Source organism: Kingella bonacorsii (genome assembly GCF_016623605.1).
GTDB classification, from domain to species: Bacteria; Pseudomonadota; Gammaproteobacteria; order Burkholderiales; family Neisseriaceae; genus Kingella_B; species Kingella_B oralis.
In genome coordinates this window covers 143,082-169,125 of record NZ_JAEHNZ010000003.1, presented here as the reverse complement: position 1 = coordinate 169,125, position 26,044 = coordinate 143,082, and the positions used below count along the sequence as shown (strand labels likewise).

Sequence of the window (26,044 nt, the reverse complement as noted above, 5' to 3'; positions counted from 1 at the left end):
CCCATGAAAACCTTTATTCAAACCCTGTTGGGCATGGTTGTGCTGATTGCCGTCGGCATGCTCTATCTGAACATGCCGGTTCAATGGCGGCGACACAAAGACATCCAGCTTGGCAACCAAATCATCGCCCAAATCCAACAATTCCAGCGCAGCCACCACAGGCTGCCTGAAAACAATGAAGCCGAACTTATCCCGCTCGGCTTCAAACACAACAAACAAGGCTGGCAACCCAACTACATCCGCCACAGCCCCAGCGAATACGAAATCCGCTACCAAGACGGCTACGTCGCCCCCTATTTGCGCTGGCAATCCAGTAAGCAAACGTGGGAATTGGTGGAGTAAAACGTATCTGTCCTTAAAACCCATTTTCAGGCTGCCTAATGTGTTTTGCTGTTGCCCTGTCTTAGAGGCAGCCTGAAAATCCCAAACGAGACCCCCAACCATGCCCCTACGCAATGACCTCCAACTCATCTACGACTGGATTCCCGAAAAATCCCATGTGCTAGACCTCGGCTGCGGCGACGGCGCGCTGCTATCCGCGCTCACCCAAAGCAAACAATGCACGGGCTACGGCATAGAAATCAACCCCGCCAGCGTGCAAGCCGCCATAGAACGCGGCATCAACGTCATCCAAGCCGACTTGGAACGCGGCTTGACCACCTTCGGTGACCAAAGTTTTGACGTGATTGTGCTCAGCCAAACCATCCAAGCCATGCAAAACACCGAAACCATCCTGCGCGATTTAACCCGCGTCGCCAAGCAGGCCATTGTTACCTTCCCCAACTTCGGCTACTGGCGCAACCGCCTGCAAATCGCGCTGGGTGGGCATATGCCCGTGTCCGAGCGGATGCCGTATCAATGGTACAACACGCCCAATATCCATTGGTGCACGCTGCAAGACTTTGACCAACTGTGCGCCAAAAACCAAATCCGCGTGCTGGAACGCACCGTGATGACGGGCGATCACCGCGTGGAAATACTGCCCAATTTGCTCGGCAGCTTGGCGTTTTATCGCGTGGGGTAATGGCTGCGCGGTAAGCATATAGGCAGCCTGAAAATGGTGTGATTTGTTTTCAGGCTGCCTTTCATGCCATCTGAACCCTTTGCAAACCCTAGCAGCAGCCTGAACAACAAGAAACGCCGTCATTCCCGCGCAGGCAGGAATCTTGTTTGTTATTCAGAAATGTGTGTAAAAACAATCTATTGCCCAATTTTAGCCAAGATTCCCGCCTGCGCGGGAATGACGGCAGTTGGATGGCAAATGTAAGGCAGCCTGAAAACATTTTTAGAGGCACGTTTTAGCTTCGCTGTTAGCTCCGCTGAAACTCGCTTCGCTCGTTTTCAGGCTGCCTTTGGTTTGCGCGGCGGTTAATTACCGTTTTCGCTCACATCTGTCATCAACACAATTTCCACGCTGTCGGTTTTGCCGTCAATCGCTTGCACAAAGCCTTGAAAATGGCTGCTGGCGTTGTGGCTGTCCACCGCCGTTTGGTCTTGCCATGTTTCCACGAACACAAAACGGTTTTCGTTTTGCACATCTTGGTGCAAGTCGTAGCGCAGGTTGCCCGCTTCGGCGCGGCTTTTGGCGACCAAATCGCGGAACACGGCGAGCAGCTCGGCGCGGTGGGCGGGTTTTACGGCAAGGGTGGCAACGATTTTAATGCTCATGGTATTTACTCCGTTGGGGGTTGGGAAAGGGTTTGCGTTTTCAGGCTGCCTTTGTTGGTGGTGCGGCGATGGTTCGTTCAATCAACATTTGCGCATGGTGGGCGAAATGTTGGCAAGCTGCCGCTGTTCCATATTGAGGCAGCCTGAAAAGGCGAGGCGCAGTTTACACGGGGGAAATGCGGCAAACAACCGCGCAAGCTGCATTTTTACTGATGGGATAGGTTGTTGATTCTAATTGCGGGGTGTGCAGCTTGGCTGCGCACGCGGTTTGCGCCATCCTAACCGCGCGCGTACCTACTGATAAGCAACAGTTTGTTTTTACAATTATTTCTGAATATCGCGGGGATGACGGTATTTCTGATTTTCAGGCTGCCGCAGGGGGCAAAGAGTTCAAACTGTTTCCTATCTTGCGCTTGCGTGGGTGTGGTGGCGTTGAGTTTGTGGCGGCGAGCCGCCGCCGTTCCATTGCATGGGCGGTTATGGCGACAAGCTGCCAACGTGTCATTTGCGGCAGCCTGAAAACCATCATTCAAGCCCATTCTGCCAACGCCGCGCGTAAATCATCCAACCCCGCGCCGCTGGCCGCCGACACGCGCACGGCAACGGTTTGCCCTGCATGGTTTTTCAGGCTGCCTGCGTGTTGTTCCGCCTCGGGCAGCAAATCAATCTTGTTGTATACGATAATCTGCGGGATTTTATCGGCTTTGATTTCCGCTAACACCGCGTTCACATCTTGGATTTTGCGTTCGTGTTCGGGGTCGTGCGCGTCCACGATGTGCAGCAGCACGTCTGCCAGCGCGGTTTCTTCCAGCGTGGCGGAAAAGGCGGAAACCAGCTGATGCGGCAAATCCTGCACAAAGCCCACCGTGTCGCTGAGGATGATGCTGGCTTCGGGGGCAAGGTAGAGCCGCCGCGCGGTGGTGTCGAGCGTGGCGAACAGTTGGTCTTTGGCGAACACGTCGGATTTGGTGAGGCGGTTGAACAGGGTGGATTTGCCGGCGTTGGTGTAGCCCACGATGGCAAAGGTTTTTAGGCTGCCTGAAAGGCGGGCTTTGCGCCGCGTTTCGCGTTGCTTTTTCACGTTGGCAAGCTGGCGTTTGAGCACGTTGATTTTGGTTTGGATGAGGCGGCGGTCGGTTTCCAGCTGGGTTTCGCCCGGGCCTTTCAAGCCGATGCCGCCTTTTTGGCTTTGCAGATGCCCGTAGCCGCGCACGAGGCGGCTGGACAGGTGGTTGAGCTGGGCAAGCTCCACTTGCAGCTTGCCTTCTTGCGATTGGGCGCGCTGGGCGAAGATGGCGAGGATGAGCCCTACGCGGTCTAGCACGCGGCATTGCAGGGCGCGTTCTAGGTTGCGCTCTTGGGTGGGCGTGAGTTCGTGGTTGAAGACGACGAGTTGGATGTCGTGTTGCTGCACAAGTTGGGCGAGTTCTTCGGTTTTGCCCGTGCCCACAAACAGCGCGGTGTGCGGTTTGTCGCGCTTGGCGGTTTCGCTGCAAACCAATTCGCCGCCTGTGGCACGCACCAGCTCGGCAGCTTCGGTACAGGCAGCCTGAAAACTGCGCTCGCGCGTTTGGTTGCTGCCCGAATATTGGCTGGACAGCAACACGGAAACCAGCATGATGCGCTCGGCTTGGGCTAGGGTTTTGTTGGTGGTGTGGGGCATGGCGGGCTTTCGGGGGAGGCAGCTTGAAAGTGGGGAAATAGGTTTTTCTACCTTGCGCGGTGCGCTGCGGACTACCCCTTTATACCCAAATCAAAGATTTGGACAAAGGGGCAAGGCTGCCTTTGAGTTAGCAAACAGCGTGCGCAGCAAGTTGCACACCCTACGGGTTATGCTGAATTTTGTTGCAGCGGGTAGGTCGGGCACTTGTTGCCCGACTGATGTTGGTGTGATGGTTGTTTGTCGGGCATGAATACCCGACCTACGAGTGTTGGTTTCAGGCTGCCTTTGGGATTGCGCTTTGTGGTTAGACAGCGGTTGGATGGTTGGCGTTTATGGCGGCGAGCTGCCGCCGCTCCATTTTCAGGCTGCCTGAATGTGGTGAACAATAAGCAGCCTGAAATCATGTTTACGCGCTTTTGCGCTGGAACACGGCGGCGAAAAAGCCGTCTGTGTTGTGCGTGGCGGTGTCTAGGCGCAGGTATTTGCCCGTGTTGAGTGGGATTTTTTGCGCGGCGAGCAGTTCGCTGCAATCCAGTAGTTCAAAGTCGGGGTGGGTTTGCAAGAAGTGTTCGGCTTGGTTTTCGTTTTCTTCGGGCAGGATGCTGCAAGTGGCGTAAACCAGCCGCCCGCCTGCGCGTACAAGCTCTGCTGCGGCGTGCAAGATGCTTTGCTGTTGGGCTTGCAAATTGGCTAGGGTTTCGGGCGATTGGCGGTATTTGAGATCGGGATTGCGGCGCAGCGTGCCCAGCCCTGAGCAGGGCGCGTCCACCAGCACGCGGTCGGCTTTGCCGGCGAGCCTTGCGATGCGGGGGTCGGTTTCGCTGTGGATTTTTTCGGGGTGGATGTTGGTTAAGCCTGCGCGGGTCATGCGGGGTTTGAGGTTGGCGAGGCGTTTTTCGGAAACGTCGAAGGCGTAGATGCGCCCTTTGTTTGCCATTTGTGCGCCGATGGCGAGGGTTTTGCCGCCTGCGCCCGCGCAAAAATCAACGATGATTTCGCCGCGTTTTGCGCCCACCAGTTGAACCAATAGTTGGCTGCCTTCGTCTTGCACTTCTATGGTGCCGTCTAAAAACAGGGGGTGTTGGTTGAGCGCGGGCTTGTTGGGGAAGCGGATGCCGTGCGGTGCGTAGGGTGTGGCGATGGCTTGCGGATATTCGGTTTGCAGTTGGGCGAGGGCTTTGTCGCGCTTGCTGTTGAGGGTGTTCACGCGCACATCCAGCGGGGCGGGCTGGGCGACGCTGCGCCCGAAGGCGAGGATTTGTTCATCGGTGTAGTGTTGTTGCAAACGGGCGATGAGCCAGCTGGGCAGTTCGGCGGCGGTGTTGAGGCAGCCTGAAAATTCGTTTTTGCGGGCTTTGAGGCTGCTGAGCAATTCTTTTTCGTTGTCGGCGTTGTTCAGCAAATCTTCAATTTGGCTGATGCTAACGCTGCGCCCGAGTATCAGCGCGGCGAGCGCGGTTTTGCGCGATTGCACGGCGGGGCGGCGCAGGACGGCGGCGATTTTTTGATAATGGCGCAGGGCGGCAAAGGCGGTTTCGGCGATTTCGTGGCGGTCGTTGCGCCCGAGTTTGCGGTTGTCGCGCAGGTAGTTGGACAGGACGACATCGGCGGGTTGCTCGAAGGTGAGCATTTGGGCGAGCACGGCGGCGGTGTGGTTGAGCTGGGTGGGGGTCATGGTTTTGTTTGGGGTGGTGGTTGAAAAAGGAGAGGTATTTTAACTGGTTTGGGTGGTGCGGTGGATTGAAGCGGGGCGAAAATGAGGTTTCAGGCTGCCTATCGTTAATTTTTCGCCAGCGCAGGCGTTTCGCCGACTACCACGAGCAGGGGCAAGCCCCTGCACCCCATGCGCCCCCAATCTTACTCAACTTGCTTCACCATTTCATCGCCCCAAACGCAAGGGCAGCCTGAAAAAGGATGTTATTGGCTTGAAGAAATGTCGGAGAGTTGCCAACGCTCCATCGGTTGCAGGCTTTGCAAAGGTTTCAATCTATCCGACAAAAACCGTTTGGCTGAATACCAAACGGTTTTGTATTTTCAGGCTGCCTCAAACGGCGTGCGCAGCAAGCTGCACACTCTACGGCTACGGTGTTGAGGCAGCCTGAAAACGGTTTAACAGCTTTCTAATTGGTAAACAGTAACAAACTCCTGCGCTTGCTGCGGCGCAAGCTGGATTAAGCCGATGTGGTTGTTAAACGCGTTGGGCGCGCTGCTGAGGTTTTCCAGCGCGATGCTGTCGCGTTGCGGCGGGGTGTAGGCCTGCACGAACGGGTAGGAGGCTTCGGGCGTGATGCTCAATTGGATGCGTTCGCCTTGCAGGATAACGGCGGGTTGGCTGAAATCGTCGGTGAGCACGAAGCAGTTGTCTAGCTCGGTTTGGGCGATGGGCGTGCTGTGGGCAAAGGGGTTGCTGTTGATGGTTTCGCCTGTGGGCAGCATGCGCTCGTTGAAGGTGAGTTGTTGTCGGCTGCGGATGCAAAGCCGCCAGTTTGCCATGTCGCCATCCACGGCGAAGTAGGGATGCCAGCCGTCGGCGATGGGGAGGGGGCTGTCGCTTAGGTTGCGCACTTGGCTGCGGATGCGGAGCTTGCCGTGGGTGTCGAGTGTGTAGCTGATTTGGATGTGGTAGGCGAAGGGGTAGCCGCTATCTTCGCCGCGATAGGTGTGGGCGAGGGTGATGCCGGCGCTGTCGGCGTTGCTGTGGCTGCTTTGCAGTTGAAAGGGCGCGTCAAAAATTAAGCCGTGGATGGCGCTGTCGCCGAGTTTGAATTTGCGGATGGTTTTCAGGCTGCCTTGGTGGGTGTATTGGGCGTTATCCAACCGGCAAACAAAAGGGCTGAGTTTTGCGCTGCGAAAAAGTCGGGTGAGCGTTTCTTGTGCGTGCTGCGGGGAGGAATAGGCGGCGACGGCGTTGTGCCATTGTCCGTTTGCTTGGCGGATGGCGAAGCGGTTGAGCAGCGCGCCGAACGGGTAGATTTCCACTTGATATTGCTCGGCGTGGCTGATTCGGATGGTGTCGGGGGTGATTTGGATGGCGAAAGACATGGCGGGATTATTCCTTTGTGGGTTGGGTTTTGAGGATGGGGAGTTTAGCAGGTTTGGGCAGCCTGAAACGAGGTTGGGCAAGGCGGGCAATGGATTTCAGGCTGCCGATGGCGCATTTCTCGTTGTCGCCTTGTCTCGTCTGGTATTTTAACCAACGATATTCGGCAGCCTGAAAACGGGCGGGCAAAAAAAATCGCCAAAAGCAGTTTTCAGGCTGCCTTTGGCGATGGTTTTCGGCTTAGTCTTCAAAGAACGCGTTGGCTGCGTCGTCGCTGTTGCCGCGACTGCGGCTGGGCGCGTTGCTTGGCACGGGGCGCAATTCGCGCTCGCCCGCGCCGCTGTCGTTATCAACAGGCGACAAGTCTTGCTCTTGCGCTTTGGGCGGGTTCAGCGGACGCACCACTTCGGGTTGGTCGGTGGTGTTATCCAACGGCAAGTGCTCATCGGTGGTTTGGCGTTCTTTCAAGTACACTTCGCCATCGCGTTTCACCACGCCTTTGGGTTCAACAAACTTGCTCACAGGCTTGCCTTTAAGGGCAAAGCGCATATAGTTTATCCACATAGGCAGCGCAATTTTGCCGCCAAACGCGCCTTTGCCAATGGTGCGCGGCTTGTCGTAGCCAATGTAAACAGCGGTTACGATTTTAGGCGTGTAGCCCACAAACCAAGCGTCTTTAAAGTCGTTGGTGGTACCCGTTTTGCCCGCGATGTCGCTGCGACCGAGCGCGTTGGTTGCCGCGCCCGTGCCTTTGGTGGCAACGTCGTGCAAGATAGAAGTCATCACATAAGCATTGCGCGGGTCAATCACTTGCGGCGCGGTTTTGCCCGCCACCAAAGGCTGCATTTCGGCGCGCAAATTGTCTTTGCTGTCGTAAATCTTATCAATCACATAATGGGCAACTTTGTAGCCGCCATTGGCAAACACGGCATAGCCTTCCGCCATTTGCATCGGTGTAACCGAAGCCGTGCCCAGCGCGATAGACAGCGCAGGCGGGATTTGGTCTGCTGTAAAGCCAAAGCGTTGCACATAAGCGCGCAAATAGCTCACGCCCATCGCTTGCGCAATCCGCACTGATACCGTATTTTTAGACCAAGTTAAGGCTTGGCGCAGCGTAATCATGCCCGAATAAGTGCCGTCCGAGTTTTGTGGCGACCAGCCACGAATCGTAATCGGCGCATCGTTCACCAGCGTAGAAGCAGTAAAACCTTTAGACAGCGCCGCCGAGTAAACAAACGGCTTAAAGGCAGAACCAGGCTGGCGCATACTTTGCGTTGCACGGTTAAACGTCTTGCTGTGGAAATCATAACCGCCCACTAAAGCCTGCACCGCGCCCGTTTGCGCATCAATAGAAACCAGCGCGCCTTGAATTTCAGGCTGCTGTGTAACCGTCCAACTGCCGTTTTTCAATTTCATCACACGAATCACCGAGCCAACTTTGATTGCCTTGTCGCCCAGTTTTTTATTGCCAATGGCGTTGCGAGCGATGCCCATGTCGCCCAGTTTCAAAGTCGCCTTTTTGCCCCCTTGCATATAAGCCACAATCCCCTGTTTGCCCGCTTCAATCACCACCGCAGGCACCATCCCCTCAACGGTATAAGTGTTGGCAAGAAATTGCTCCGCCGCATCTTCAATGTCTTCGGGTTCAACCGAGCTAAAATCCAACTGCTGTTCCGCACCCGCATAAGCACGCCCCGCGCTCAAACTGCGCAAAGTGTTGCGCAGTGCAGTCGTTGCCGCCTTTTGATTGGCAACGCTCACGGTGGTGTAAACTTTCAAGCCTTTGGTGTAGGCATCTTCGCCATAGCGTTCAAACAGTTCTTGACGCGCCATTTCCGCCACATACAACGAATTTTGGTCCACATCCACGCGATAACGCTCATACGTTAATTGCTCGTTTAACGCCGCCGTGCGCTCGGCTGGTGTAATCATGTTCAATTCCACCATATTGTTCAAAATATACTCTTGACGCAAACGCGCACGTTCGGGGTTCACAATCGGGTTAAAGGTAGAAGGCGCTTTGGGCAGCCCCGCCAAAATAGTGGCTTCCGCCAGCGTTAAATCGCGCACTTCTTTATTGAAATACACTTTCGCCGCCGAAGCGAAACCATAAGCGCGTTGCCCCAAATAAATTTGGTTGAAATACAGCTCCAAAATTTGGTCTTTGGTCAGCGTTTTTTCAATTTTGTAAGCCAGTAAGGCTTCATTGAATTTGCGCGTCATCGTGCGCTCGTTGGTCAAATAAAAATTACGCGCCACTTGCTGCGTAATCGTACTCGCCCCTTGTTTTGCGCCACCAGACGCATTGCTAATCGCCGCACGAATCACACCGATCACATCCACGCCCCAGTGTTCGCGGAAACGCTTGTCTTCCGCCGCAATCACCGCGTTTTTTAAAACCTCGGGAAATTGGTCAATAGGCGTAAAGGCGCGTTTTTCATCACCATAAGAACCAATCACCACGCCCTCAGCCGAATAAATCGTTAAAGGCTCGTGTGGTTGGTAATATTTCACCGCATCAAGCGGCGGGAGTTTGGGGTATGTGACTAAAATTGCAACAGTCACCAAACCGACTGCAAATAGGAATAAACCTAATAACAGCCCCAAAAACGTCGTAATCAATTTCTTAATCATAAAATTTCTCGCAGCGATAATGCACAAAATCGCCATGTGTTTTTTTAAATAAAGTAAAATATCGCAATGAATTTGTTATTGGATGAAAACCAAAGCGACAAATGACATTATAAATGTTTTATGCGTTAGGTAAGGACTTAAATCATGCGCTCAAAGAAAACCGAGAAAAAAACAAGCAATAAGAAAGCTATGGCTACATCAGGGCGTAGCGTCATTGGTGTAGATATCAGCCCAAGCCATATTCGTATGGTGCAACTATCTGGTCGTCAATTAAGTCAAGTTCAGCTTGAAAAATATGCGATTACTACCCTGCCTGCCAACGTGGTTTCAGGCGGCGAGGTGGTGGATTTTGACCAGCTTGTCTCTCATTTGCAACAGTGTTACAGCAAAATGAAAACAAATTGTAAACAAGCCAATATCGCATTGCCGGCAAGCGCAGTAACCATTGAGGAGAACTTACGTTTCGTACCGGAAGGCAGCAACATGACACTTCAAGAATTTGTTGAGCTGGAAGTGTCTAATATCGGTTCTCTTGATGAAATGAATTACGACTGGCAGGTTTTGTCAGGCAATCCGGGTAGCGAACAAACCGTTTTAATGGTGGCGGCGAAAAAAGAAGCGGTTGAGCGCGCAACGGATTTGCTGGATGAAGTAGGAATCAACGCCTCTAATGTTGATGTGGATATTTTTGCTGTTGCCAATGCTTTTGCTTATGCAGATATGCAAAATGGCGATAGTTTTGGTCGCCAGCGCATTGCATTGTTTGATATTGGTGATACCGTATTGAAAGCGCTCATCGTAGAAAACGGGCAGATTCTCTATAAACAAGAAAGTAATTTTGGTTTGGAGCAATTGGTGCAATCTGTGCAACGCGCATATCAAGTAACGAATGGCGAAGCGTTGGCTATGATTACAGGTGAAATGAAACGTCCTGACGATTATAAAGCGATGGTTGTGGATGGTTTTAATGCGCAAATTGCCCAAGAAGTGCAACGTGTAATGCAGTTCTTCTATGCAACACAAAATATGGATAGCATGTCCAATGTTAAGCATATTTACATTAGCGGCAGTGGTTGCGCGGCACCAGGTATTTCAGAAGTGGTGTATGCGCAAACAAATATTGCAACAGAGCAATTGAATCCGGCTTCTTTTGCAATCAACAAGCTAAAAGGTGATGGCACACGATTTGACAAAGATGCGGCATCATTAACAACAGCATTCGGTTTAGCTTTGAGAGGGTTAGTATAAAATGAACTTAATTAAAATTAACTTATTGCCATATCGTGAGATATTAGAGCAAAAGCAAAAGAAACAATTTCAGTTGGTTATGGCTTTTGGCGTGATAGCGGGTGGTGTTGCAGCATTCTTGATTTGGGGTGCGCTGGCGGCCTTGATTACAAATCAAGAAAGCAGAAACGAAGAACTGAATGCTGGTATCAAAGAACTTGATGCGCAAATTGTAAAAGTTAAAGATTTGCAAGCACAAAAGCAAAGTTTCTTGGAGCGTAAGCAAAAAGTTGAAGAGCTGGATAATAAACGGTTTGAGGGCGCTCGAATTGTTGATACTGTGAACCAACTTGTTCCAGATGGCGCTTATTTAACAAGCATCCAAAATATTGGCGGCAGTGATGCAAATATTAGCAATACTTATACTTTGGTAGGCAAGGCAATTAGTGATAATAAAGTTGCTATGTTTATGACAGCATTGCCAAGTACAGGTGTGTTTGATACGCCTAAATTGGATAGCATCAATAAAACGGATAACGGACAAGAATTTAAGATAACTGCGAACTTGTTAGAGCAGAAAAAACTAACAGCAACGCAATCTTCCGTATCTGCTGAATCAACGGCAACTTCCGCCTCAGCTTCTGCGGCATCAACAACAGAATAAGGTGATTATAATGAATTTAAATGAAATTCAATGGGATAAGCTCCATTTGCAAAGTAAAGCAGTACAGTTTTTACTGGCGGCGGTTATTGCTTTGGTGATTGTGGTCGCAGGTTATTTTGTATTATTCCAAGGTCAGTGGGATGAATACAAAGGAAAGCAAGAGGAAGAAGTTAAGCTAAAAGCAGATTTTGAAGCCAAGAGTGTTCAGGCTGCCAGTTTGGATAATCTGAAAAAAGAATTGGAACTTATCGAGGCATCCTTAGATGTGTTGCTGAAACAGTTGCCAACATCGGCTGAAATTCCAACGCTTATCCAAGAATTACACCAAGCAGCTGCCAAAAATAATCTAACCATGACAAATGTAACACCTGGCGAAGCTGTGGCAGAGAAGCCGATTGAGCGTTTGCCAATTGCTATTGCAGTTTCGGGTAGCTATGAGCAGCTTTCTCAATTTATTCGCGATGTTGGCAAGATGTCTCGTATCGTTACATTGGCTAATATCAATCTTACAAGCGCGAATAAATCTGCAAAAGATGATGGTAGCAAGCTGACGCTTTCGGCAACTGCCAATACATATAAAGCCATGGATCTTTCCAAAGAAGCAAAAGCTGCTTCTGCTGCTAGCCAAGCAGAATAATGAATGTGTAAGAATAGGAAATGACAATGAAAGCAAAACTTTTATTATTATCATCTATTATTTTGCTATCTGCTTGTTCAGAAGAAGGTGGAAATTTGCAAGAATGGATGAATCAAAAGAAAGCCGAGGCGAAAACCAAGGTGCGCCCTGTTGAAGAGCCGGCTAAATTAGAACCTGTTGCATACTTTCCTCCGGAAGTATCTGGTCCTAATGCGTTTAGCACACAAAGATTGCGGGCGGCCTATCAAAATTCGCAAATACCTGATTTGAATAGACCTAAAGAATTACTGGAAAATTATAGTTTAGAGAATCTAAATTATGTGGGTTCAATTGGGGCGGGCAAGGCGTTATCTGCGATGATTGAGGTTGAAGGGCATGTTTATACCGTTAATGTTGGTAACCATGTTGGGCAAAACTTCGGTCGCATTGTTCGAATTACTCCTGATGTAATCAAAGTTGTGGAAGTGGTTGAAGATGCATCAGGCAACTGGACGAACAGAGAAGCAGAAATAGTTTTAAATGATTCTGGTAACTCGGGTAAATAAATCATCAGATTGTAAATTTTAAAGAGGCTTAAATTATGAAAAAGAATTCAGTAAAAGTTTTATCAGCACTTGTAGCTGGCTTGCTCGCACAAGTTGCTTATGCTGGCAGCATTACCGATATTAAAGTATCTGTTTTGCCTAATAAACAGCGTGTCATCAAGTTTAAATTCAATTAAAGATGCGGTAGAGCCAACTGGTTTTATTACTTCATCTCCTGCCCGTATTACGCTAGATTTTTCAAATACAGATTTGAAAGTAAAACAACCTACTTTAACATTCAATGATAATCTACTTAATCAAATTGTCACAGCCCAAAGCGAAGGTAACACTCGCGTTTTGTTGGGATTGGGGCAAGAAGGTCAATACAATGTTCAGGTAAAAGGCAACGAAGTGTGGGTGCAATTGAGCGAAGCGCGTTCATCTAACTCTGCGCCGGTAAGTGCCGTTCCTGCTGCAAGAAGCGCACAAACACAAAGTGCTTATTCTTCTTCAGTTCCCTTTAATATTGATTTCCACAAAGGTGGCAATAATTCTGGCGTAGTTGAATTTTCATCAAACTTCACTGGCGAGCCCCAAGTTCGTTCACAAAGCGATCGTTTGGTGATTACACTGAAAAACTATCCATTGCCAGCACAAGCGCAACGCAATTTGGATGTAACAGATTTCTCTACACCTGTTCGCACAATTAGCGTTCGCCGTGTGGGCAACGATACGCAAATCACTTTGCGCAACCAAGGCACATGGAAGCATACCATCACAGGCAAAAATGGTCGCCAAAGCATACAAATCACGCCAACTAAAAATGTTACTGAATTGGGCATTGGTGCAAATAAAACCAAACAAAAATTCACAGGCAAACGCATCTCTTTGGATTTCCAAAATGTTGATGTGCGAACTGTTTTGCAAATTTTGGCAACAGAATCAGGCATGAACATTGTGGCTAGCGATAGCGTGCAAGGCAAAATGACACTTTCGTTGAAAGATGTACCTTGGGATCAAGCGTTGGATTTGATTTTGGATGCGCGCGAATTGGATATGCGCCGCGTGGGCAATATCATCAATGTTGCGCCTCGTGCTGAAATGTTGGCACGCGATAAAGCGGAATTGACAGCGCGTAAAGAATTGGATGATTTGGGTCCGTTGATTTCTCAAAGTTTCCAATTGAAATATAAAAATGTTGAAGAATTTAAGAAAATTCTGCGCATCTCTGATACTGGAAGCAGCTCGGGTAGCTCCAATAACTCTATCTTGACTTCTCGTGGTAGCGCGTTAATTGACCCTGCCACCAACACATTGATTGTTAATGATGTGAAATCTGTTATCCAAAAATTCAATGCGTTGATTGAAGAGTTGGATGTGCCTGCGCGTCAAGTGATGGTGGAAGCACGGATTGTGGAAGCATCGGATACATTATCTCGTGAATTGGGTGTGAAATTTGGTGGTGTTCGCGCTGGTAGCACTTCGTGGGCTAACAATTGGGGGCTGGCTACTGAACGAAATTCTCGTGGTGTTAGAAATGGTAGTAGTGGAGTTTTGTTTGAGCCTAATATTAACGTTCCCGTTGCATCGGCGGTTGGCTCAATTGCGGTTGTAAAATCATTTAGCTCTGTTACACTTGGCTTAGAACTTTCCGCTTCCGAAGCCGAAGGTCGCAGCAAAACCATTTCTACACCTCGCGTTTTAACACAAGATCGCCAAGAAGCTGAAATTAAACAAGGTTATCAAGTGCCTTACACCACACGCGATAGCGATGGCAGCACCACAACCTCGTTTAAAGATGCAGTAATGAGCTTGAAAGTGTTGCCACGTATTACGCCTGATAACAAAATTATCATGGATGTTACCATTAACAAAGATACGCCTGATAATACTTACCAAAGCTCAGAAGGCGAGCCAAGCATCCGCACACAATCGGTGAAAACACAAGCCATGATTGAAGATGGTGGCACTTTGGTTGTGGGTGGCGTGTATCAAGAAGTGATTCAAAATAACGTGAAAAAAGTACCTATGCTGGGTGATTTGCCTGTGTTGGGTAACTTGTTTAAAACACGTTCGCGCAACAATAGCCGCAATGAATTGCTGTTCTTTATTACGCCCCGCATTATGGGTAGCGAGAGCAGCGTGATGCGCTATTAATATCATGTAAAAAATCTGCATATTGTGCAAATTTAAGTTAAAATTGCCTGCTATGGAACATATAGCAGGCAATTTATTTTTGGTGGGTTTGATGGGGGCAGGGAAAACCACGCAAGGCAAACGGCTGGCGCAGCATTTGAATCGCACTTTTTTTGATAGCGACCAAGTGATTTGCGAGCGCACAGGCGTAAACATTCCAACCATTTTTGAAATGGAGGGGGAGGCGGGTTTTCGCCATCGGGAAAGCAATATTATCAATGAGTTATCTTTGCTGCCGAATATTGTGTTGGCAACGGGCGGCGGGGCGGTTTTGCGCGAGCAAAATCGGGATTATTTAAGGCAACGCGGCTTGGTGGTTTATTTACATGTGCAGCCTGAAACGCTGTTTGAGCGTGTGGGCAAGGATAGAAACCGCCCGTTGTTGCAGGTGCAAGATGCGTTGGCGAAATTTCGGGATTTGTATCGGGCGCGAGATGCGATTTATCGGGAAACGGCGCATATTGTGATTGAGGTGGGGGCGGATGATTGCCAAGCGACGTTTGAGCAGATTTTGAAGTATGCATCGGAATATGAAAAAGGTTTGGCATAATTTGATGGTGGATGCACCATCGCATCGTTATCCGATTTATATCGGCAGCGGCATTTTTGCTGATTTTGTTTTGTTGCAAGCGCATATCGGCAAAAAGGCGGCGATTGTTACCAATGATGTGGTTGCGCCGCTTTATTTGGATACGCTGCAAAATACGCTGCGGGCTAATGGGGTGGAGGCGTTTGCGATTGTGTTGCCCGATGGTGAGCAGCATAAAAACCATGCTTCGTTGAACGCGATTTACGATGGTTTGTTGCGCCATCATGCCGACCGCAAAACCACGATTATCGCGCTGGGCGGCGGGGTGGTGGGCGATATGGCGGGCTTTGCGGCGGCGACTTATCAGCGGGGCATTCCATTTGTGCAAGTGCCGACTACGCTGTTGAGCCAAGTGGATTCTTCGGTGGGCGGCAAGACGGCCATCAATCATCCGCTGGGCAAAAATATGATTGGGGCGTTTTATCAGCCGCAGGCGGTGTTTGCGGATTTGGATACGCTGGATACGCTGCCCGACCGCGAGTTATCGGCAGGGATGGCGGAAGTGATTAAATATGCGCTGCTGGGCGATGCGGATTTTTTGCAATGGCTGGAAGCGAATATGGCGGCGTTGATGGCGCGCGATAAGGCTTTGCTGGCGCAGGCGGTGCTGCATTGTTGCCAAATGAAAGCGGCGATTGTGGCGCAGGATGAAACGGAGCAGGGCGCGCGGGCGTTGCTGAATTTGGGGCACACGTTTGGACACGCGATTGAGGCGGAGATGGGCTATGGCAACTGGCTGCATGGCGAGGCGGTGGCGGCGGGCTGCGTGTTGGCGTGCTTGCTGTCGGAGCGGTTGGGCAGCCTGAAAACGGAAGATACGGCGCGGGTGCGCGCGCTGATGCGGCAGGCGAAGCTGCCTGACGCGCCGCCCGTGTTTGCGTTTGAACGCTGGCTGGCGCATATGCGGCATGATAAGAAGGTGGAAAGCGGCACGATGCGGTTTGTTACCTTGTCTGCGTTGGGTCGGGCGGTTTTAACGCCGCTGGATGATGTGCAGATTTTGCGGGATGCGTTGCAGCCTTTTATTTCGGATTGATTGAACGGAGCGGCTGTTTAGACAATAGGCAGCTTGAAATTGGATTTGGCGTAGTAAACAGGGCGGCAATGCCCGCGCTACGCGGTTTGTTGGAACCTGTATCCGCTATTTTCATAGGTAGATTTTATGCCCTAAAAGCGTGGATACAAGGCAAAAAGCGCAGCAAGGTTGAACACCTTGCGAGCATTTTTAACGCAGTAGCCACGCTTTTAGGGCATAAAAGAAGCCCATGAAAATGGTAAATACGGGTTCTTAGATATTTTTGGAATACGACTATGACACAAGAAACGGCTTTGGGCGCGGCGTTGAAATCGGCTGTGCAAACGATGAGCAAGAAAAAGCAAACGGATATGATTGCAGATTATTTGTATAGCAAGTACGACGTGTTTAAGCGGTTTAAACCGCTGGCGATTGGCATTGAGAAAGATTTGGTGGAGGCGTTGCCGCAGTTTGATGCGGCGCTGATTCATCGGGTGTTGTCTAACCATTGCCGTCGTCCGAAATATTTGAAGGCGGTGGCGCGTGGGGGCAAGCGGTTTAATTTGAACAACCGTTTCCAAGGGGAGGTGAGCGAGCAGGAGCAGCAGTATGCGCTGTCGCAGCCGAATATCCGCGAGGCGATTGAGAAACAGGATGCGCGCAGAGCGGAAGCGGCTGCTGCGAAGGCGGCGCAAGCGGATGCGGAGCCAGATGCGTTTGAAGCGGCTGCTGTGGAGCATGGGCAAACGGCTGAGGATTGAGTTTCAGGCTGCCTTTCTTCGGGATGGGCAGCCTGAAAATTTGTTGGGGATGCTGTCTGCGCGGTTTTTGTTTTGCGGCGGACGGCGTAAACCGATTTTTGGATTTCAGGCTGCCGTGTTGCAATAAGGCAGCCTGAAAAGGTATGGAACGATGATTTCAAGGCGTGATTGGTTGGTTTTGTCTTGCGCGCTGTTGGCGGGATGCGGGCGCAGGCGGTTTCGCAAGCTGGTGGCGGGCGATGCGATTTTGGCGGTGGGCGATTCGCTGACGGCGGGTTTCGGCGCACCTAAGGGGGCGGATTATCCCGCGCAGTTGGCGCAGATTCTGGGACGCAAGGTGATTAACGGCGGGGTGTCGGGGGACACGAGCGCGCAGGCGTTGGCGCGGCTGCCTGATTTGTTGGCGCAAAAGCCGAAGTTGGTGGTGGTGAGCATTGGGGGCAACGATTTTTTGCAGCGGCAGCCTGAAAGCGGCACGCGGGAGAATATCCGCAAGATGGTGGCGATGATTCGGGCAGCGGATGTGCCTGCGGTGTTGGTGGCGATTCCGCATTTTACGACCGGGGCGTTGCTGGGTATGGTGAGCGAGCATCCGTTGTATGCGGAGCTGGCGGATGAATTGGATGTGCCGTTGCTGAAAGGGGCTTGGGCGGATATTTTGGGGGATAAGGATTTGAAATCGGATGCGGTGCACGCGAATGCGGCGGGGTATCGGTTGTTTGCGGAGCAATTGGCGGGGTTTTTGCGGAAGCTGGGGTTGGTGTGATGAGGCAGCCTGAAATTTTGGCAAAACCGTAGGTCGGGCATTGATGCCCGACGTTTTTAGTTGTGGTGGATTAAGATAAATAGGTCAGCATTTGTCGGGCATCAATGCCCGACCTACGGCAATGGATTGTTTTTACAATTATTTCTGAATATCAAACAAGATTTTCGCCTGCGCGGGAATGACGGCATTTCTTATTTTTCAGGCTACCTCTGGGGTTTGGCAAAGGTTTCAGGCTGCTTTTGGGCGGTTGGGGTGCGCTGGAATGGGTGTGATTGGGTTGAATGTGGTAATGCGGGTTGGCAGCGAGCCACCGCTGCTCCATGGTTTGCTAGGTTTTTTCAGGCTGCCGATATTGTGGGCAGCTTTTTTCGTGTGCGCCTGCCAGATAGCCTGTGCTCATCAAAAATTCGCCGACGATTTCGTTGCCCATAAATTTGAATTGCTGTTTGAACAGCCGAACCCATGCTTCTTTGCTGCGCGGATGGTGGGCATCTAGCCAGTTTTTGAAGCTGCCGTATTGTTGTTGCAGGCGGTGGATTTGCTGGGCGTTGTGGATGGCGGCTTGGATTTTGCGGCGGTTGCGGATGATGCCTGCGTTGGCGAGCAGGCGGGCGATGTCGGCTTCGCCAAAGGCGGCGACGGCGGCGATGTTGAACTGGGCATAGGCAGCCTGAAAGGCGGGGCGTTTGTTGAGGATGGTCGTCCAGCTTAGCCCTGCTTGGTTGATTTCTAAAACCAGTCGTTCAAATAGGCGGTTGTCGTCTTGCACGGGCACGCCGTATTCGGTGTCGTGGTAGGCTTTGTTGGGGTTTTGTGTGTTGGCGGGTAGGGCGGCGCAGAAGTCGCAGTAGGCTTGGGACATGGGGGGGCCTTTGGGTGTGTGTGGGATTTTAGGATGGAATTTTACAAGCTAATGGCAGCTTGAAATGGGAAATGGAGCGATAACGGTTTGTTGTGCAATGGCGTAAATCGGGTTTTCAGGCTGCCTTGTGCGCGATTAGATGCGGTTGAGGCGGTGCAACCAATCGCGCAGCCTGCTGACGGCATCGTTTTGGCTGAGCAGATACTGCTGCCATGCGCGCGCGCTGCGTTGCCAGTCGGCAAGGTGGGCGAGCAGGGTGCGCCAATGTTGGCGGCGTTGGGCGGAGGTTAAATCGGCTGCGCCGTTGAGGTCGTTGGACAGGGCTTGGTGGGCGTGTTGCACGGCAGCGGTGGGGGCGGCGTGTTGGTGGTGCGTGCGCCAAAAGGCGTTGAGTTTGTCTAAATGGGCGGCTTGGGCTTGGGGGTAGATGTGCCAGAAAAACGGCTTGCCTGCGAGTTGGGCGCGGACAAAGCTGTCTTCGCCACGCACAATCAGCACATCGGCTGCCCATAGGGCGCGGTCAAACTGCGCTTGCGGCACAAAGTTTTGGTTGATGATTTTCAGGCTGCCTAATGTGCGGGCGGGCGGCGTATCGTTGCTGTTTGCTGTTTTCAGGCTGCCTGAGACGTTGCCCCATGCGGATAAACTGGTTTGCAGCGGTTTGCCTGCGCAGTGCAACACGATTTCGCGCTCTTGTTCGGCTAACGCGGCGACCCATTTTTGCCAAACATCGCTGGCGTAGCCAAAGGCGAAAATATGCAGGGCGGCGGTTTTGAGGCTGGGCGTATTTTCAGGCTGCCTTTGTTTAAACGCATCCATCTGTTCAACATAATCCGCCTCGCGCAGCAAGCCGCCGCTCTCGGGCACAAAGCCCATTTGCCAAAAATATTTCTCGCAGCCGTTGGCTTGCAGGCTGGGCATGGTGTGGGTACGAATTGCCCAATCTTCCGCGCTCAGGTATTCCCAATTCAGCCACACGGGGCGATGCGTTTGGATGATGGCGTGCACATTGGGCGGCAGGGCGCAGGCGAAGGTTTCCATCACCAAATCGGGCGCGGGGGCGTTATCCAAATCGGCATGTTGCGCCTCTTGCCATGCGTGCAGTCGGATGCCTTGATGGACGCAGGGCAGGACGGCGGGCGCATCGGGGGCGATGGCTTGCAGCGCGGCAAGGTTGTCCAGCCACAGATGCACCTGCCAGCCGAGCCGTTGGCGCAAGGCTTGCGCGAGCCGCCACGACACGCCGATGTCGCCAAAGTTGTCGATAACGGTGCAAAAAAGCCAACAGGTGAACGGTTTGGCGGTAGAATAGCGCGGTTTGTTTTTGTCCATAATGTGTTGAAGGAGACCGGAATGAAAATATTGAAAAGTTTGGCCGTTTTGGCGTTGTGCGCGGCGTTGCCTGCGGGCGCGGCGGATTTTGTGTCACACGCGGATAACAAGCCGCAGCAGTTGTCCGGCGGCGACAAGGTGCAGATTGTGAACCTGTGGGCGACTTGGTGCAAACCTTGCCGCAAGGAAATGCCTGCGATGAGCCAATGGTATCAACAAAAAGGCAAAAAGCAAGGCATTGAGCTGGTTGGCATTGCGGTGGATTCGCCTGAAAACGTGAGCAAATTTTTAAAAGCCACGCCTGTTTCGTATCCGATTTGGCGTTATACGGGCGCAAACAGCCGCGCGATGATGCGCGATTTGGGCAACACGGTGGGCGGCCTGCCTTACACGGTGGTGCGCTTACCCAAATGCGGCGCGCAGCAGACTTTGCTGGGCGAAGTGGACGGGGCGAAGCTGGATAGCGCGGTGGCGGCGGTGAAGGCGAAGTGTGGGAAGAAGTGAGGGGGAGGCAGCCTGAAAGTTAAAGGTTGCAATGAAGTTTGGAATGATGTTTTCAGGCTGCCTTTGAGGATTGGAGGCAGCCTGAAATTTTTGTGGAATGGTAGAGGCAGGCTGAAAACCAAAATGGAACGGCGACGGCTCGTCGCCAAATTGGCAAAATATTGGCGAGCCACCGAACTCCATTGGGTGTCGGTTTACACAAGTTTCAGGCTGCCTCAGACCATCTCATCATCGAAGGCAGCCTGAAAAACAAAATCGCTTGATATTCAGCCAAGCGATTTCTTACTAGATAGATTGATTTTCAGGCTGCCTAATGCTTCATAAATGGTTAATGTTGCTGCCCCTCCCCTACGTCCAGCCGAACGCAGCATTCTTTTTTCGGGAAAAAGCGTGCGCTTGTCCGACGACGCACGAAGTGCGGCTAGTTCGCACGCGCCGAAAAAAGGATGCGCAGTGAGGGAAGTTTGGCGCAGCAGACCTGCACGTCGGGGTCGCCTTTCTTTTGCCAGAACCTGTATTCGTTATCTGCGCGAGCGGATTTTGTATTCAGTGAATACGAATACAAGGCGACAAGCCAAGTTAATAGTGGTTCTATTAACTTGGCTTGGCAACGCAGTAGGCGTGTTCAATGAATGCAAAAGCAGCCGTGCAGATAGCGAATGCAGGTTCTCATTCTTTGGCCAAGCAAAGAAAAGGAAGTGCCCCGTCGGCACGAGACGCATGGTTAAAGCTACACCCAACGCTAACCACAAAGCACCAACTCATTTTCAGGCTGCCTCAAATACTCACCACAAAGCCCCAACCCATTTTCAGGCTGCCTCATCTTACCCACACCAAAAGGCAGCCTGAAACCGCACCCCGCACCCATTTGTAAACAAAACCCAGCCTTTTGTAAATAAATGTTGTCGCCCCCCAGCAAAAATGGCACAATCAACCGCATCATTTCCAACTGTCCAGCAAGGAGCAACGCCATGTCCATTAACGCCATTAACAACGTCATCAACCTAATTGAAGAAAACGAAGCCCGCTTCGTTGATTTGCGCTTCACCGACACCAAAGGCAAGCAGCACCACTTCACCATCCCCGCCCACGTTGTGTTAGAAGACCCCGAAGAATGGTTTGAAACAGGACAAGCGTTTGATGGCTCGTCCATCGGCGGCTGGAAAGGCATCCAAGCCTCCGACATGCAGCTTCGCCCCGACCCCAGCACCGCCTTTATCGACCCCTTTTTTGACGACGCCACCGTGGTGCTGATTTGCGACGTGATCGACCCCGCCCACGGGCAAGGCTACGACCGCGACCCGCGCAGCATCGCCCGCCGCGCCGAAGCGTATTTAAAATCCACAGGCATCGGCGACACCGCCTATTTTGGGCCCGAACCCGAATTTTTCGTGTTTGACGGCGTGGCGTTTGAAACGCACATGGACAAAGCACGCTTTGAAATCACATCCGAAAGCGCGGCGTGGAGCAGCGGCTATCATTATGATGGGCAAAACACAGGGCATCGCGCCGTGGTGAAAGGCGGCTATGCGCCTGTTGCGCCTGTGGACGCGGGGCAAGATTTGCGCTCGGCGATGGTGCGCGTGTTGGAAGAAATCGGCATTCCCGTGGAAGTGCATCACGGCGAAGTGGCAACGGGCAGCCAAATGGAAATTGGCACAAAATTCAGCACCTTAGTGCAACGCGCCGACTGGACGCAAGACATGAAATATGTGATTTGGAACGTGGCGCATAATTTCAACAAAACTGCCACCTTTATGCCCAAACCCTTGATGGGCGATAACGGCAGCGGTATGCACGTTCACCAATCCATCTGGAAAGACGGCAAAAACCTGTTTGCGGGCGACGGCTACGCAGGGTTGAGCGACCTTGCGCTGTATTACATCGGCGGCATCATTAAACACGCCAAAGCATTGAACGCCATCACCAACCCCGCCACCAATTCCTACAAACGCCTTGTGCCGCATTTTGAAGCGCCGGTGAAACTGGCGTATTCCGCCAAAAACCGCTCGGCATCCATCCGCATCCCCGCTGTGCACAGCAGCAAAGCCGTGCGCATTGAAGCGCGGTTCCCCGACCCAATGGCAAACCCTTATCTTGCCTTCGCCGCCTTGCTGATGGCGGGCTTGGACGGCATCCAAAACAAAATCCACCCCGGCGACCCCGCCACTAAAAACCTTTACGACTTGCCGCCCGAAGAAGACGCGCAAGTGCCCACCGTGTGCGCATCGCTTGCCGAGGCGTTGGACGCGCTCAAAGCCGACCACGAATTTTTAACGCGCGGCGGCGTGTTCAGCCAAGAGTGGATTGACAGCTACATCGCGTTTAAAGCGGAAGACGTGCGCCGCATGCAAATGGCACCGCATCCGCTGGAATTTGAAATGTATTATTCGTTGTAAACCCGCGAACAATAGGCAGCCTGAAAATGGGTTTAATCGTTTTCAGGCTGCCTTGTTGTGAAAACCATGAGGCAGCCTGAAATGGGCAAAGCCCGCCTATGTTACCCGCTTGCACGTTCTACACACCATATTGATTTCAGGCTGCCTTATGAAAGGATTGTTATGACCAAATTATGGATTGCCGCCACGCTGTCATTTTGCCTTGCCGCGTGCCAATCGCCCGCCGCGCCCACGTCTGTCGCGCCCACATCATCGCCCGCCCAGCAGCCCGCTCACGCCGCGCAGGAGAACACGAACGTGCTGATTATCTTTTTTGAACAGGGCAAGGGCGATGCGGTTGTCGCTGCGGTAAAACAATACGGCGCGGAGGTGGTTTACGGCGCGGAGGTGGTTTATCGTTACCAGATGATAAACGGCATAGCGATTCGCGTGCCTGCGGGCAAGAATGTGGATGCGGCGATGGCGCATTTTGAGCGGGTGCAGGGAGTGTTGCAGGTGCAGCGCGACCAAGTGATGCAGTTGCATTAGGAGGCAGCCTGAAAATGGGGCGATGCGATTTCAGGCTGTTTTGGTTTGATCTACGCAAGTTGCAGTAGGGGAGAGACTGGTTTGCCCAGCGGTAAATGAAAGCATTTTGATGGGTAATAAGTTAGCGTTCCTATGGGCGCGGGTGTAATGGTTGGGCAGCCTGAAACTATCCCCGCGTGGGGTGCAGGGGCTTGCCCCTGCTCGTGGTAGGCGGCGAAACGCCTGCACGGGCGAAAGATGGGCGATATTTAAAGGCAGCCTGAAAACGTTGCAAATGCGTTTTCAGGCTGCCTTGGCTTTGCTTGCGCGGGTCAAATCAAAATTGCCGTTCAATCAATATAGCGCGGTGGTCGGATTCGCCCCACGGCAGGGCGGTGGTTTGCACGTTGCCTGCTTGGCGGTGCAGTACATGGTCTATGTGCAGCCCGAATAAGAACCATGTGGGCGTGATGTTGCGCATGGCGTTGTGGAGCTGGGCGGTGGCGGTGAAATCGCGGAACACGGGCGAAAAGGGGCTGGCGTTTAAATCGCCCAATACCAGCACGCTGTTTTCGCGGGCGATTTGGGCAGCGGCGTGGTGCAAATAATCCAGCCGTGTTTGCGCGAGTTCGGCGTTGATGGGCGGCGATGGGTGCAGGGCGTATAGGGCTGTGCCATTGGGCAGTTCGGCGCGGATAAGCGGCAGGTTGTTGATATAGCTGATGTGGCAGCTTTGCAGCGGGGTTTTTGACCAGAGGGCGAGGGCAAACGGGCTGGATTCTTGGTGTTGGCAGCCGTGTGGGTAGGCTTGTTTCAAGGGCTGCCAGCGGGGGTCGTCTAGGTTGATTTCGGCGAGGGCGATGAGGTCGGGGCTGTGTTGTTGGATTAGGGCGATTTCGGCTGCGGGGTTGGGATTGTCAAGATTGACGTTGTACCACAGGGCGCGCTGGGTGTGCTGCGCCGATACAGCAACGGAGACGGGCGTGAACAGCCAATAGGCGGCGAATAGGGCGGGGATAAGCCATGCGAGGCGTTGGCGGTGGCTGCGGGCGAACAGGGCGGCGAGGGCGAAGAATGCGCCGTACCATGCCCAGAAGTGGCTGAATAGTTCGGCTATCCAGTGGAAGTTGCCGAGCGCGCCGAGGGTTGCGCCGATTAGGGAGAGGATGGCGAGGGCTTGGGCGCGGCGGGCGATGAATAGATAGATGGGGTGGCGGGTCATGGGGCGGTGGGCTTGGATTTTTGGGGAAAAGGGGCGCGGGGCAAAGGTTTCAGGCTGCCCAATTCTTGCGCCCGCGCTCAGGCTGCCTTGGGTTTAACCGATGATGCAGGGCGCAAAGCGGTTGATGGTGTCGCGCAGGGCGATGAGTTTGCCGTGGAAGAAATGCCCGCTTTCGGGGATAACGATGAGCGGGATGTCTTGCGCGGCACACCATGCGAGGGGCTTGGCGATGTCCACCACTTCGTCTTTTTCGCCGTGGATGATAAGGGTTTTTTGCACGTCGGGCGCGGGGGGCGTGGGCAGGGCGTAGTGGTTGAGGGCGGCGCCGATGAGCAGCAAGAGGTCGGGACGGCGCGCTTGGGCGGCGAAATTGGCAACGTAGCCGCCGAACGAGAAGCCCGCGATGGCGAGCAGGGCGGCTTGCGGGTGCTGGGCGCGGGCGTGGTCGATGACGGCGATGCAGTCGTCGGTTTCGCCTTTGCCTTCGCTGTATTGCCCTGCGCTGTTGCCTGTGCCGCGCAGGTTGGGCAGGTAGCAGTGAAAGCCCATTTGGGCGAGGCATTTGGCGGCGGTTTGGATGACTTTGTTGGTAAACGTGCCGCCTTGGGTGGGGTTGGGGTGGTTAATCACGGCAACGCCGCGTTCTGTGCCTTGGGCGGGGAGGTAGAGGGTTTCTAGGTTGCCAACGGGGCCGTAGATTTGGATAAGGGTGGGTTGTGCCATTTTGTTTCCTTGGGTTGATGTGGGTGGGTTTTTTCAGGCTGCCTTTGGCATAGTGAGGCAGCCTGAAAACGGGTTAGCTGATGATGACTTTGATGCCCAGCGCGGTCATGGCTACGCCGAGTACGCGGTCTATCCAATGCCCTGCTTTTTGGAAGCGTTGGTTGACGGCGGGCATGGAGAGCAGGAAGGTTACGAGGGCGAACCAGGCAAATTGCAGCACCATCATCCATGCGCCGTATACGGCAAGCTGCCAAGTGGGCATGGTGGGGGAGAGGACGATGGTGAAGATGGAGACGAAGTACACGGGGGCTTTGGGGTTGAGCACGTTGCACAGGAAGCCTTTAATCAGCGCGGTGCGGGCGGATTGGGGGGCGGCTTTAGCGGCGCTGATTTCGGTGATTTCGCCTTTGGCTTTAGCGCGGATGCCTTTGTAGCCGAGGTAGATAAGGTATGCGCCGCCGATGATTTTGACGGCGGTGAGCAGCCATGCGGCGGAGGCGATGAGCGCCGCCATGCCGAGCACGGAATAGGCGATGTGCACGCCTAAGCCCAGCGCCACGCCGAGGCTGCTGATTAAGCCGATGCGCCTGCCTTGCCCGAGCGCTTGCTGGGAGATGAAGACGAAGTCGGGGCCGGGGGACATCGCGCCGAGGATGTGGATGCCGGTGATTAGGATGAAGCCGTGCTAGAAGGTCATGAGGGGATTCCTTGTGTTGGGGTTGGAGAGGGCAGCCTGAAAACGGGCTGGGGGATTATGGTTGGCAGTTGCGTCGTTTTAACCATGCGTCTCGTGCCGACGGGTATTTGCTTTTCTTTGTTTCTTGGTTTTCAGGCTGCTTTTGGTCGGTTGGGGCAGCCTGAAACGCTGTTTGGCGTAGCGAATGGGTTTGCCGTTTGCGTTGTGCTTGGCAGGCAATCTGTTGGCAGCAAGCTGTTATCGTTCTATCGGGTTTTGCAGGATTTTGCTGCCGTCATGCGTTATGGAGCGGCGACGGCTGGTTGCCATTTGGGTTGTTCTGATGTGCGCCGTTTTTTGTCGGAGAGCCGCCGACGTGCCATTGGTGGCTTGTGGTGGGGGGTGTGTGAATGGGGAGCCTGAAAAAGGGCGCGC

Annotated in this window: 31 protein-coding genes and 1 pseudogene; 19 read left to right on the top strand and 13 right to left on the bottom strand. The window is 52.7% G+C overall.

The window, feature by feature from the left end; translation table 11 throughout:
• Positions 1-3: 3 nt before the first annotated feature.
• Complete coding sequence (locus JDW22_RS09780; protein WP_200522903.1) at positions 4-342, top strand: hypothetical protein; 339 nt, start codon at positions 4-6, stop codon at positions 340-342.
• Positions 343-442: 100 nt separating this feature from the next.
• On the top strand, positions 443-1,024 hold the full coding sequence (gene metW / locus JDW22_RS09775; protein ID WP_200522902.1) for a methionine biosynthesis protein MetW: 582 nt from the start codon (positions 443-445) through the stop codon (positions 1,022-1,024).
• A 344-nt stretch (positions 1,025-1,368) separates the two neighbouring features.
• Here the strand turns inward: metW and JDW22_RS09770 are convergent, their stop codons facing one another.
• The 5 genes from JDW22_RS09770 to JDW22_RS09750 all read right to left on the bottom strand — a co-directional run bounded on the left by JDW22_RS09770 (position 1,369) and on the right by JDW22_RS09750 (position 5,006).
• The gene (locus tag JDW22_RS09770; RefSeq protein ID WP_200522901.1) at positions 1,369-1,668 is read right to left on the bottom strand and encodes a putative quinol monooxygenase; all 300 of its coding nucleotides are present in this window, start codon (positions 1,666-1,668) and stop codon (positions 1,369-1,371) included.
• Between the two features lie 278 nt (positions 1,669-1,946).
• Positions 1,947-2,207, bottom strand: a complete 261-nt coding sequence (locus JDW22_RS09765) for a hypothetical protein (protein ID WP_200522900.1) — start codon at positions 2,205-2,207, stop codon at positions 1,947-1,949.
• Positions 2,198-3,331 (bottom strand): GTPase HflX, encoded by a 1,134-nt coding sequence (gene hflX, locus JDW22_RS09760; RefSeq protein WP_200522899.1) that lies wholly within the window; start codon positions 3,329-3,331, stop codon positions 2,198-2,200. The genes JDW22_RS09765 and hflX overlap by 10 nt, the downstream gene beginning before the upstream one ends.
• Positions 3,332-3,498: 167 nt before the next feature.
• Positions 3,499-3,717 carry a hypothetical protein gene (locus tag JDW22_RS09755; protein WP_200523046.1) on the bottom strand — a complete coding sequence of 73 codons (219 nt, stop codon included), beginning with the start codon at positions 3,715-3,717 and terminating at the stop codon, positions 3,499-3,501.
• Between the two features lie 20 nt (positions 3,718-3,737).
• A complete protein-coding gene (locus JDW22_RS09750) occupies positions 3,738-5,006 on the bottom strand; it encodes an RsmB/NOP family class I SAM-dependent RNA methyltransferase (protein ID WP_200522898.1) in 1,269 nt (422 codons plus the stop codon).
• 168 nt (positions 5,007-5,174) lie between these two features.
• Here JDW22_RS09750 and JDW22_RS09745 point away from each other — a divergent pair, with 168 nt between their 5' ends.
• On the top strand, positions 5,175-5,423 hold the full coding sequence (locus JDW22_RS09745; protein WP_200522897.1) for a hypothetical protein: 249 nt from the start codon (positions 5,175-5,177) through the stop codon (positions 5,421-5,423).
• A gap of 17 nt (positions 5,424-5,440) precedes the next feature.
• Here JDW22_RS09745 and JDW22_RS09740 read toward each other — a convergent pair whose 3' ends face one another.
• From JDW22_RS09740 to JDW22_RS09730, 3 genes are read right to left on the bottom strand one after another with little or no spacing between them, the layout of a single operon-like run.
• Positions 5,441-6,373 (bottom strand): aldose 1-epimerase, encoded by a 933-nt coding sequence (locus JDW22_RS09740; RefSeq protein WP_200522896.1) that lies wholly within the window; start codon positions 6,371-6,373, stop codon positions 5,441-5,443.
• Between the two features lie 7 nt (positions 6,374-6,380).
• Complete coding sequence (locus JDW22_RS09735; RefSeq protein ID WP_200522895.1) at positions 6,381-6,560, bottom strand: hypothetical protein; 180 nt, start codon at positions 6,558-6,560, stop codon at positions 6,381-6,383.
• 51 nt (positions 6,561-6,611) lie between these two features.
• On the bottom strand, positions 6,612-9,005 hold the full coding sequence (locus tag JDW22_RS09730; protein WP_200522894.1) for a penicillin-binding protein 1A: 2,394 nt from the start codon (positions 9,003-9,005) through the stop codon (positions 6,612-6,614).
• Between the two features lie 144 nt (positions 9,006-9,149).
• On the opposite strand from JDW22_RS09730, the gene pilM reads away from it, so the two are divergent.
• The 10 genes and pseudogenes from pilM (at position 9,150) to JDW22_RS09680 (ending at position 17,384) form a co-directional block, all read left to right on the top strand.
• On the top strand, positions 9,150-10,253 hold the full coding sequence (gene pilM, locus JDW22_RS09725; protein WP_200522893.1) for a type IV pilus biogenesis protein PilM: 1,104 nt from the start codon (positions 9,150-9,152) through the stop codon (positions 10,251-10,253).
• A 1-nt stretch (position 10,254) separates the two neighbouring features.
• Positions 10,255-10,896 (top strand): PilN domain-containing protein, encoded by a 642-nt coding sequence (locus JDW22_RS09720; RefSeq protein ID WP_003797190.1) that lies wholly within the window; start codon positions 10,255-10,257, stop codon positions 10,894-10,896.
• A gap of 10 nt (positions 10,897-10,906) precedes the next feature.
• Positions 10,907-11,533, top strand: coding sequence for a type IV pilus inner membrane component PilO (locus tag JDW22_RS09715; RefSeq protein ID WP_003797188.1), 627 nt, complete (start codon positions 10,907-10,909; stop codon positions 11,531-11,533).
• Between the two features lie 26 nt (positions 11,534-11,559).
• Positions 11,560-12,078 (top strand): pilus assembly protein PilP, encoded by a 519-nt coding sequence (locus JDW22_RS09710; protein ID WP_040558738.1) that lies wholly within the window; start codon positions 11,560-11,562, stop codon positions 12,076-12,078.
• A gap of 35 nt (positions 12,079-12,113) precedes the next feature.
• A pseudogene (pilQ, locus tag JDW22_RS09705) lies at positions 12,114-14,214 on the top strand (type IV pilus secretin PilQ).
• A gap of 52 nt (positions 14,215-14,266) precedes the next feature.
• On the top strand, positions 14,267-14,803 hold the full coding sequence (locus JDW22_RS09700) for a shikimate kinase (protein WP_200522892.1): 537 nt from the start codon (positions 14,267-14,269) through the stop codon (positions 14,801-14,803).
• Entirely contained in the window at positions 14,784-15,878 is a 1,095-nt protein-coding gene (aroB, locus tag JDW22_RS09695) for a 3-dehydroquinate synthase (RefSeq protein WP_235965401.1), read from the top strand. The genes JDW22_RS09700 and aroB overlap by 20 nt, the downstream gene beginning before the upstream one ends.
• 275 nt (positions 15,879-16,153) lie before the next feature.
• Positions 16,154-16,618, top strand: a complete 465-nt coding sequence (locus JDW22_RS09690; RefSeq protein ID WP_200522891.1) for a ProQ/FINO family protein — start codon at positions 16,154-16,156, stop codon at positions 16,616-16,618.
• Entirely contained in the window at positions 16,596-16,745 is a 150-nt protein-coding gene (locus JDW22_RS09685; RefSeq protein WP_200522890.1) for a hypothetical protein, read from the top strand. The genes JDW22_RS09690 and JDW22_RS09685 overlap by 23 nt, the downstream gene beginning before the upstream one ends.
• Positions 16,746-16,769: 24 nt before the next feature.
• Positions 16,770-17,384 (top strand): GDSL-type esterase/lipase family protein, encoded by a 615-nt coding sequence (locus tag JDW22_RS09680; protein ID WP_207748830.1) that lies wholly within the window; start codon positions 16,770-16,772, stop codon positions 17,382-17,384.
• 328 nt (positions 17,385-17,712) lie between these two features.
• Here the strand turns inward: JDW22_RS09680 and JDW22_RS09675 are convergent, their stop codons facing one another.
• Complete coding sequence (locus tag JDW22_RS09675) at positions 17,713-18,246, bottom strand: DNA-3-methyladenine glycosylase I (RefSeq protein ID WP_200522889.1); 534 nt, start codon at positions 18,244-18,246, stop codon at positions 17,713-17,715.
• A gap of 135 nt (positions 18,247-18,381) precedes the next feature.
• Complete coding sequence (gene earP, locus JDW22_RS09670; protein WP_200522888.1) at positions 18,382-19,578, bottom strand: elongation factor P maturation arginine rhamnosyltransferase EarP; 1,197 nt, start codon at positions 19,576-19,578, stop codon at positions 18,382-18,384.
• Between the two features lie 21 nt (positions 19,579-19,599).
• On the opposite strand from earP, the gene JDW22_RS09665 reads away from it, so the two are divergent.
• The 5 genes from JDW22_RS09665 to JDW22_RS09650 all read left to right on the top strand — a co-directional run bounded on the left by JDW22_RS09665 (position 19,600) and on the right by JDW22_RS09650 (position 23,009).
• Entirely contained in the window at positions 19,600-20,082 is a 483-nt protein-coding gene (locus JDW22_RS09665) for a TlpA disulfide reductase family protein (protein WP_200522887.1), read from the top strand.
• A gap of 123 nt (positions 20,083-20,205) precedes the next feature.
• Positions 20,206-20,328: a hypothetical protein gene (locus tag JDW22_RS13980; RefSeq protein WP_268884233.1), complete on the top strand. Its 123-nt coding sequence runs from the start codon at positions 20,206-20,208 to the stop codon at positions 20,326-20,328.
• A gap of 382 nt (positions 20,329-20,710) precedes the next feature.
• Positions 20,711-20,956 carry a hypothetical protein gene (locus JDW22_RS09660; RefSeq protein ID WP_200522886.1) on the top strand — a complete coding sequence of 82 codons (246 nt, stop codon included), beginning with the start codon at positions 20,711-20,713 and terminating at the stop codon, positions 20,954-20,956.
• Between the two features lie 97 nt (positions 20,957-21,053).
• A complete protein-coding gene (glnA, locus tag JDW22_RS09655; RefSeq protein WP_200522885.1) occupies positions 21,054-22,481 on the top strand; it encodes a type I glutamate--ammonia ligase in 1,428 nt (475 codons plus the stop codon).
• A 162-nt stretch (positions 22,482-22,643) separates the two neighbouring features.
• Complete coding sequence (locus JDW22_RS09650; RefSeq protein WP_200522884.1) at positions 22,644-23,009, top strand: hypothetical protein; 366 nt, start codon at positions 22,644-22,646, stop codon at positions 23,007-23,009.
• A 316-nt stretch (positions 23,010-23,325) separates the two neighbouring features.
• Here the strand turns inward: JDW22_RS09650 and JDW22_RS09645 are convergent, their stop codons facing one another.
• The 3 genes from JDW22_RS09645 to JDW22_RS09635 form a co-directional block, all read right to left on the bottom strand.
• Complete coding sequence (locus JDW22_RS09645) at positions 23,326-24,210, bottom strand: endonuclease/exonuclease/phosphatase family protein (RefSeq protein ID WP_200522883.1); 885 nt, start codon at positions 24,208-24,210, stop codon at positions 23,326-23,328.
• 93 nt (positions 24,211-24,303) lie between these two features.
• The gene (locus tag JDW22_RS09640) at positions 24,304-24,933 is read right to left on the bottom strand and encodes an alpha/beta hydrolase (protein WP_200522882.1); all 630 of its coding nucleotides are present in this window, start codon (positions 24,931-24,933) and stop codon (positions 24,304-24,306) included.
• Between the two features lie 73 nt (positions 24,934-25,006).
• A complete protein-coding gene (locus JDW22_RS09635) occupies positions 25,007-25,576 on the bottom strand; it encodes a LysE family transporter (protein ID WP_235965398.1) in 570 nt (189 codons plus the stop codon).
• Between the two features lie 39 nt (positions 25,577-25,615).
• Between JDW22_RS09635 and JDW22_RS09630 the strand changes: the two genes are divergently transcribed.
• The gene (locus tag JDW22_RS09630) at positions 25,616-26,032 is read left to right on the top strand and encodes a hypothetical protein (RefSeq protein WP_200523045.1); all 417 of its coding nucleotides are present in this window, start codon (positions 25,616-25,618) and stop codon (positions 26,030-26,032) included.
• Positions 26,033-26,044 lie beyond the last annotated feature (12 nt).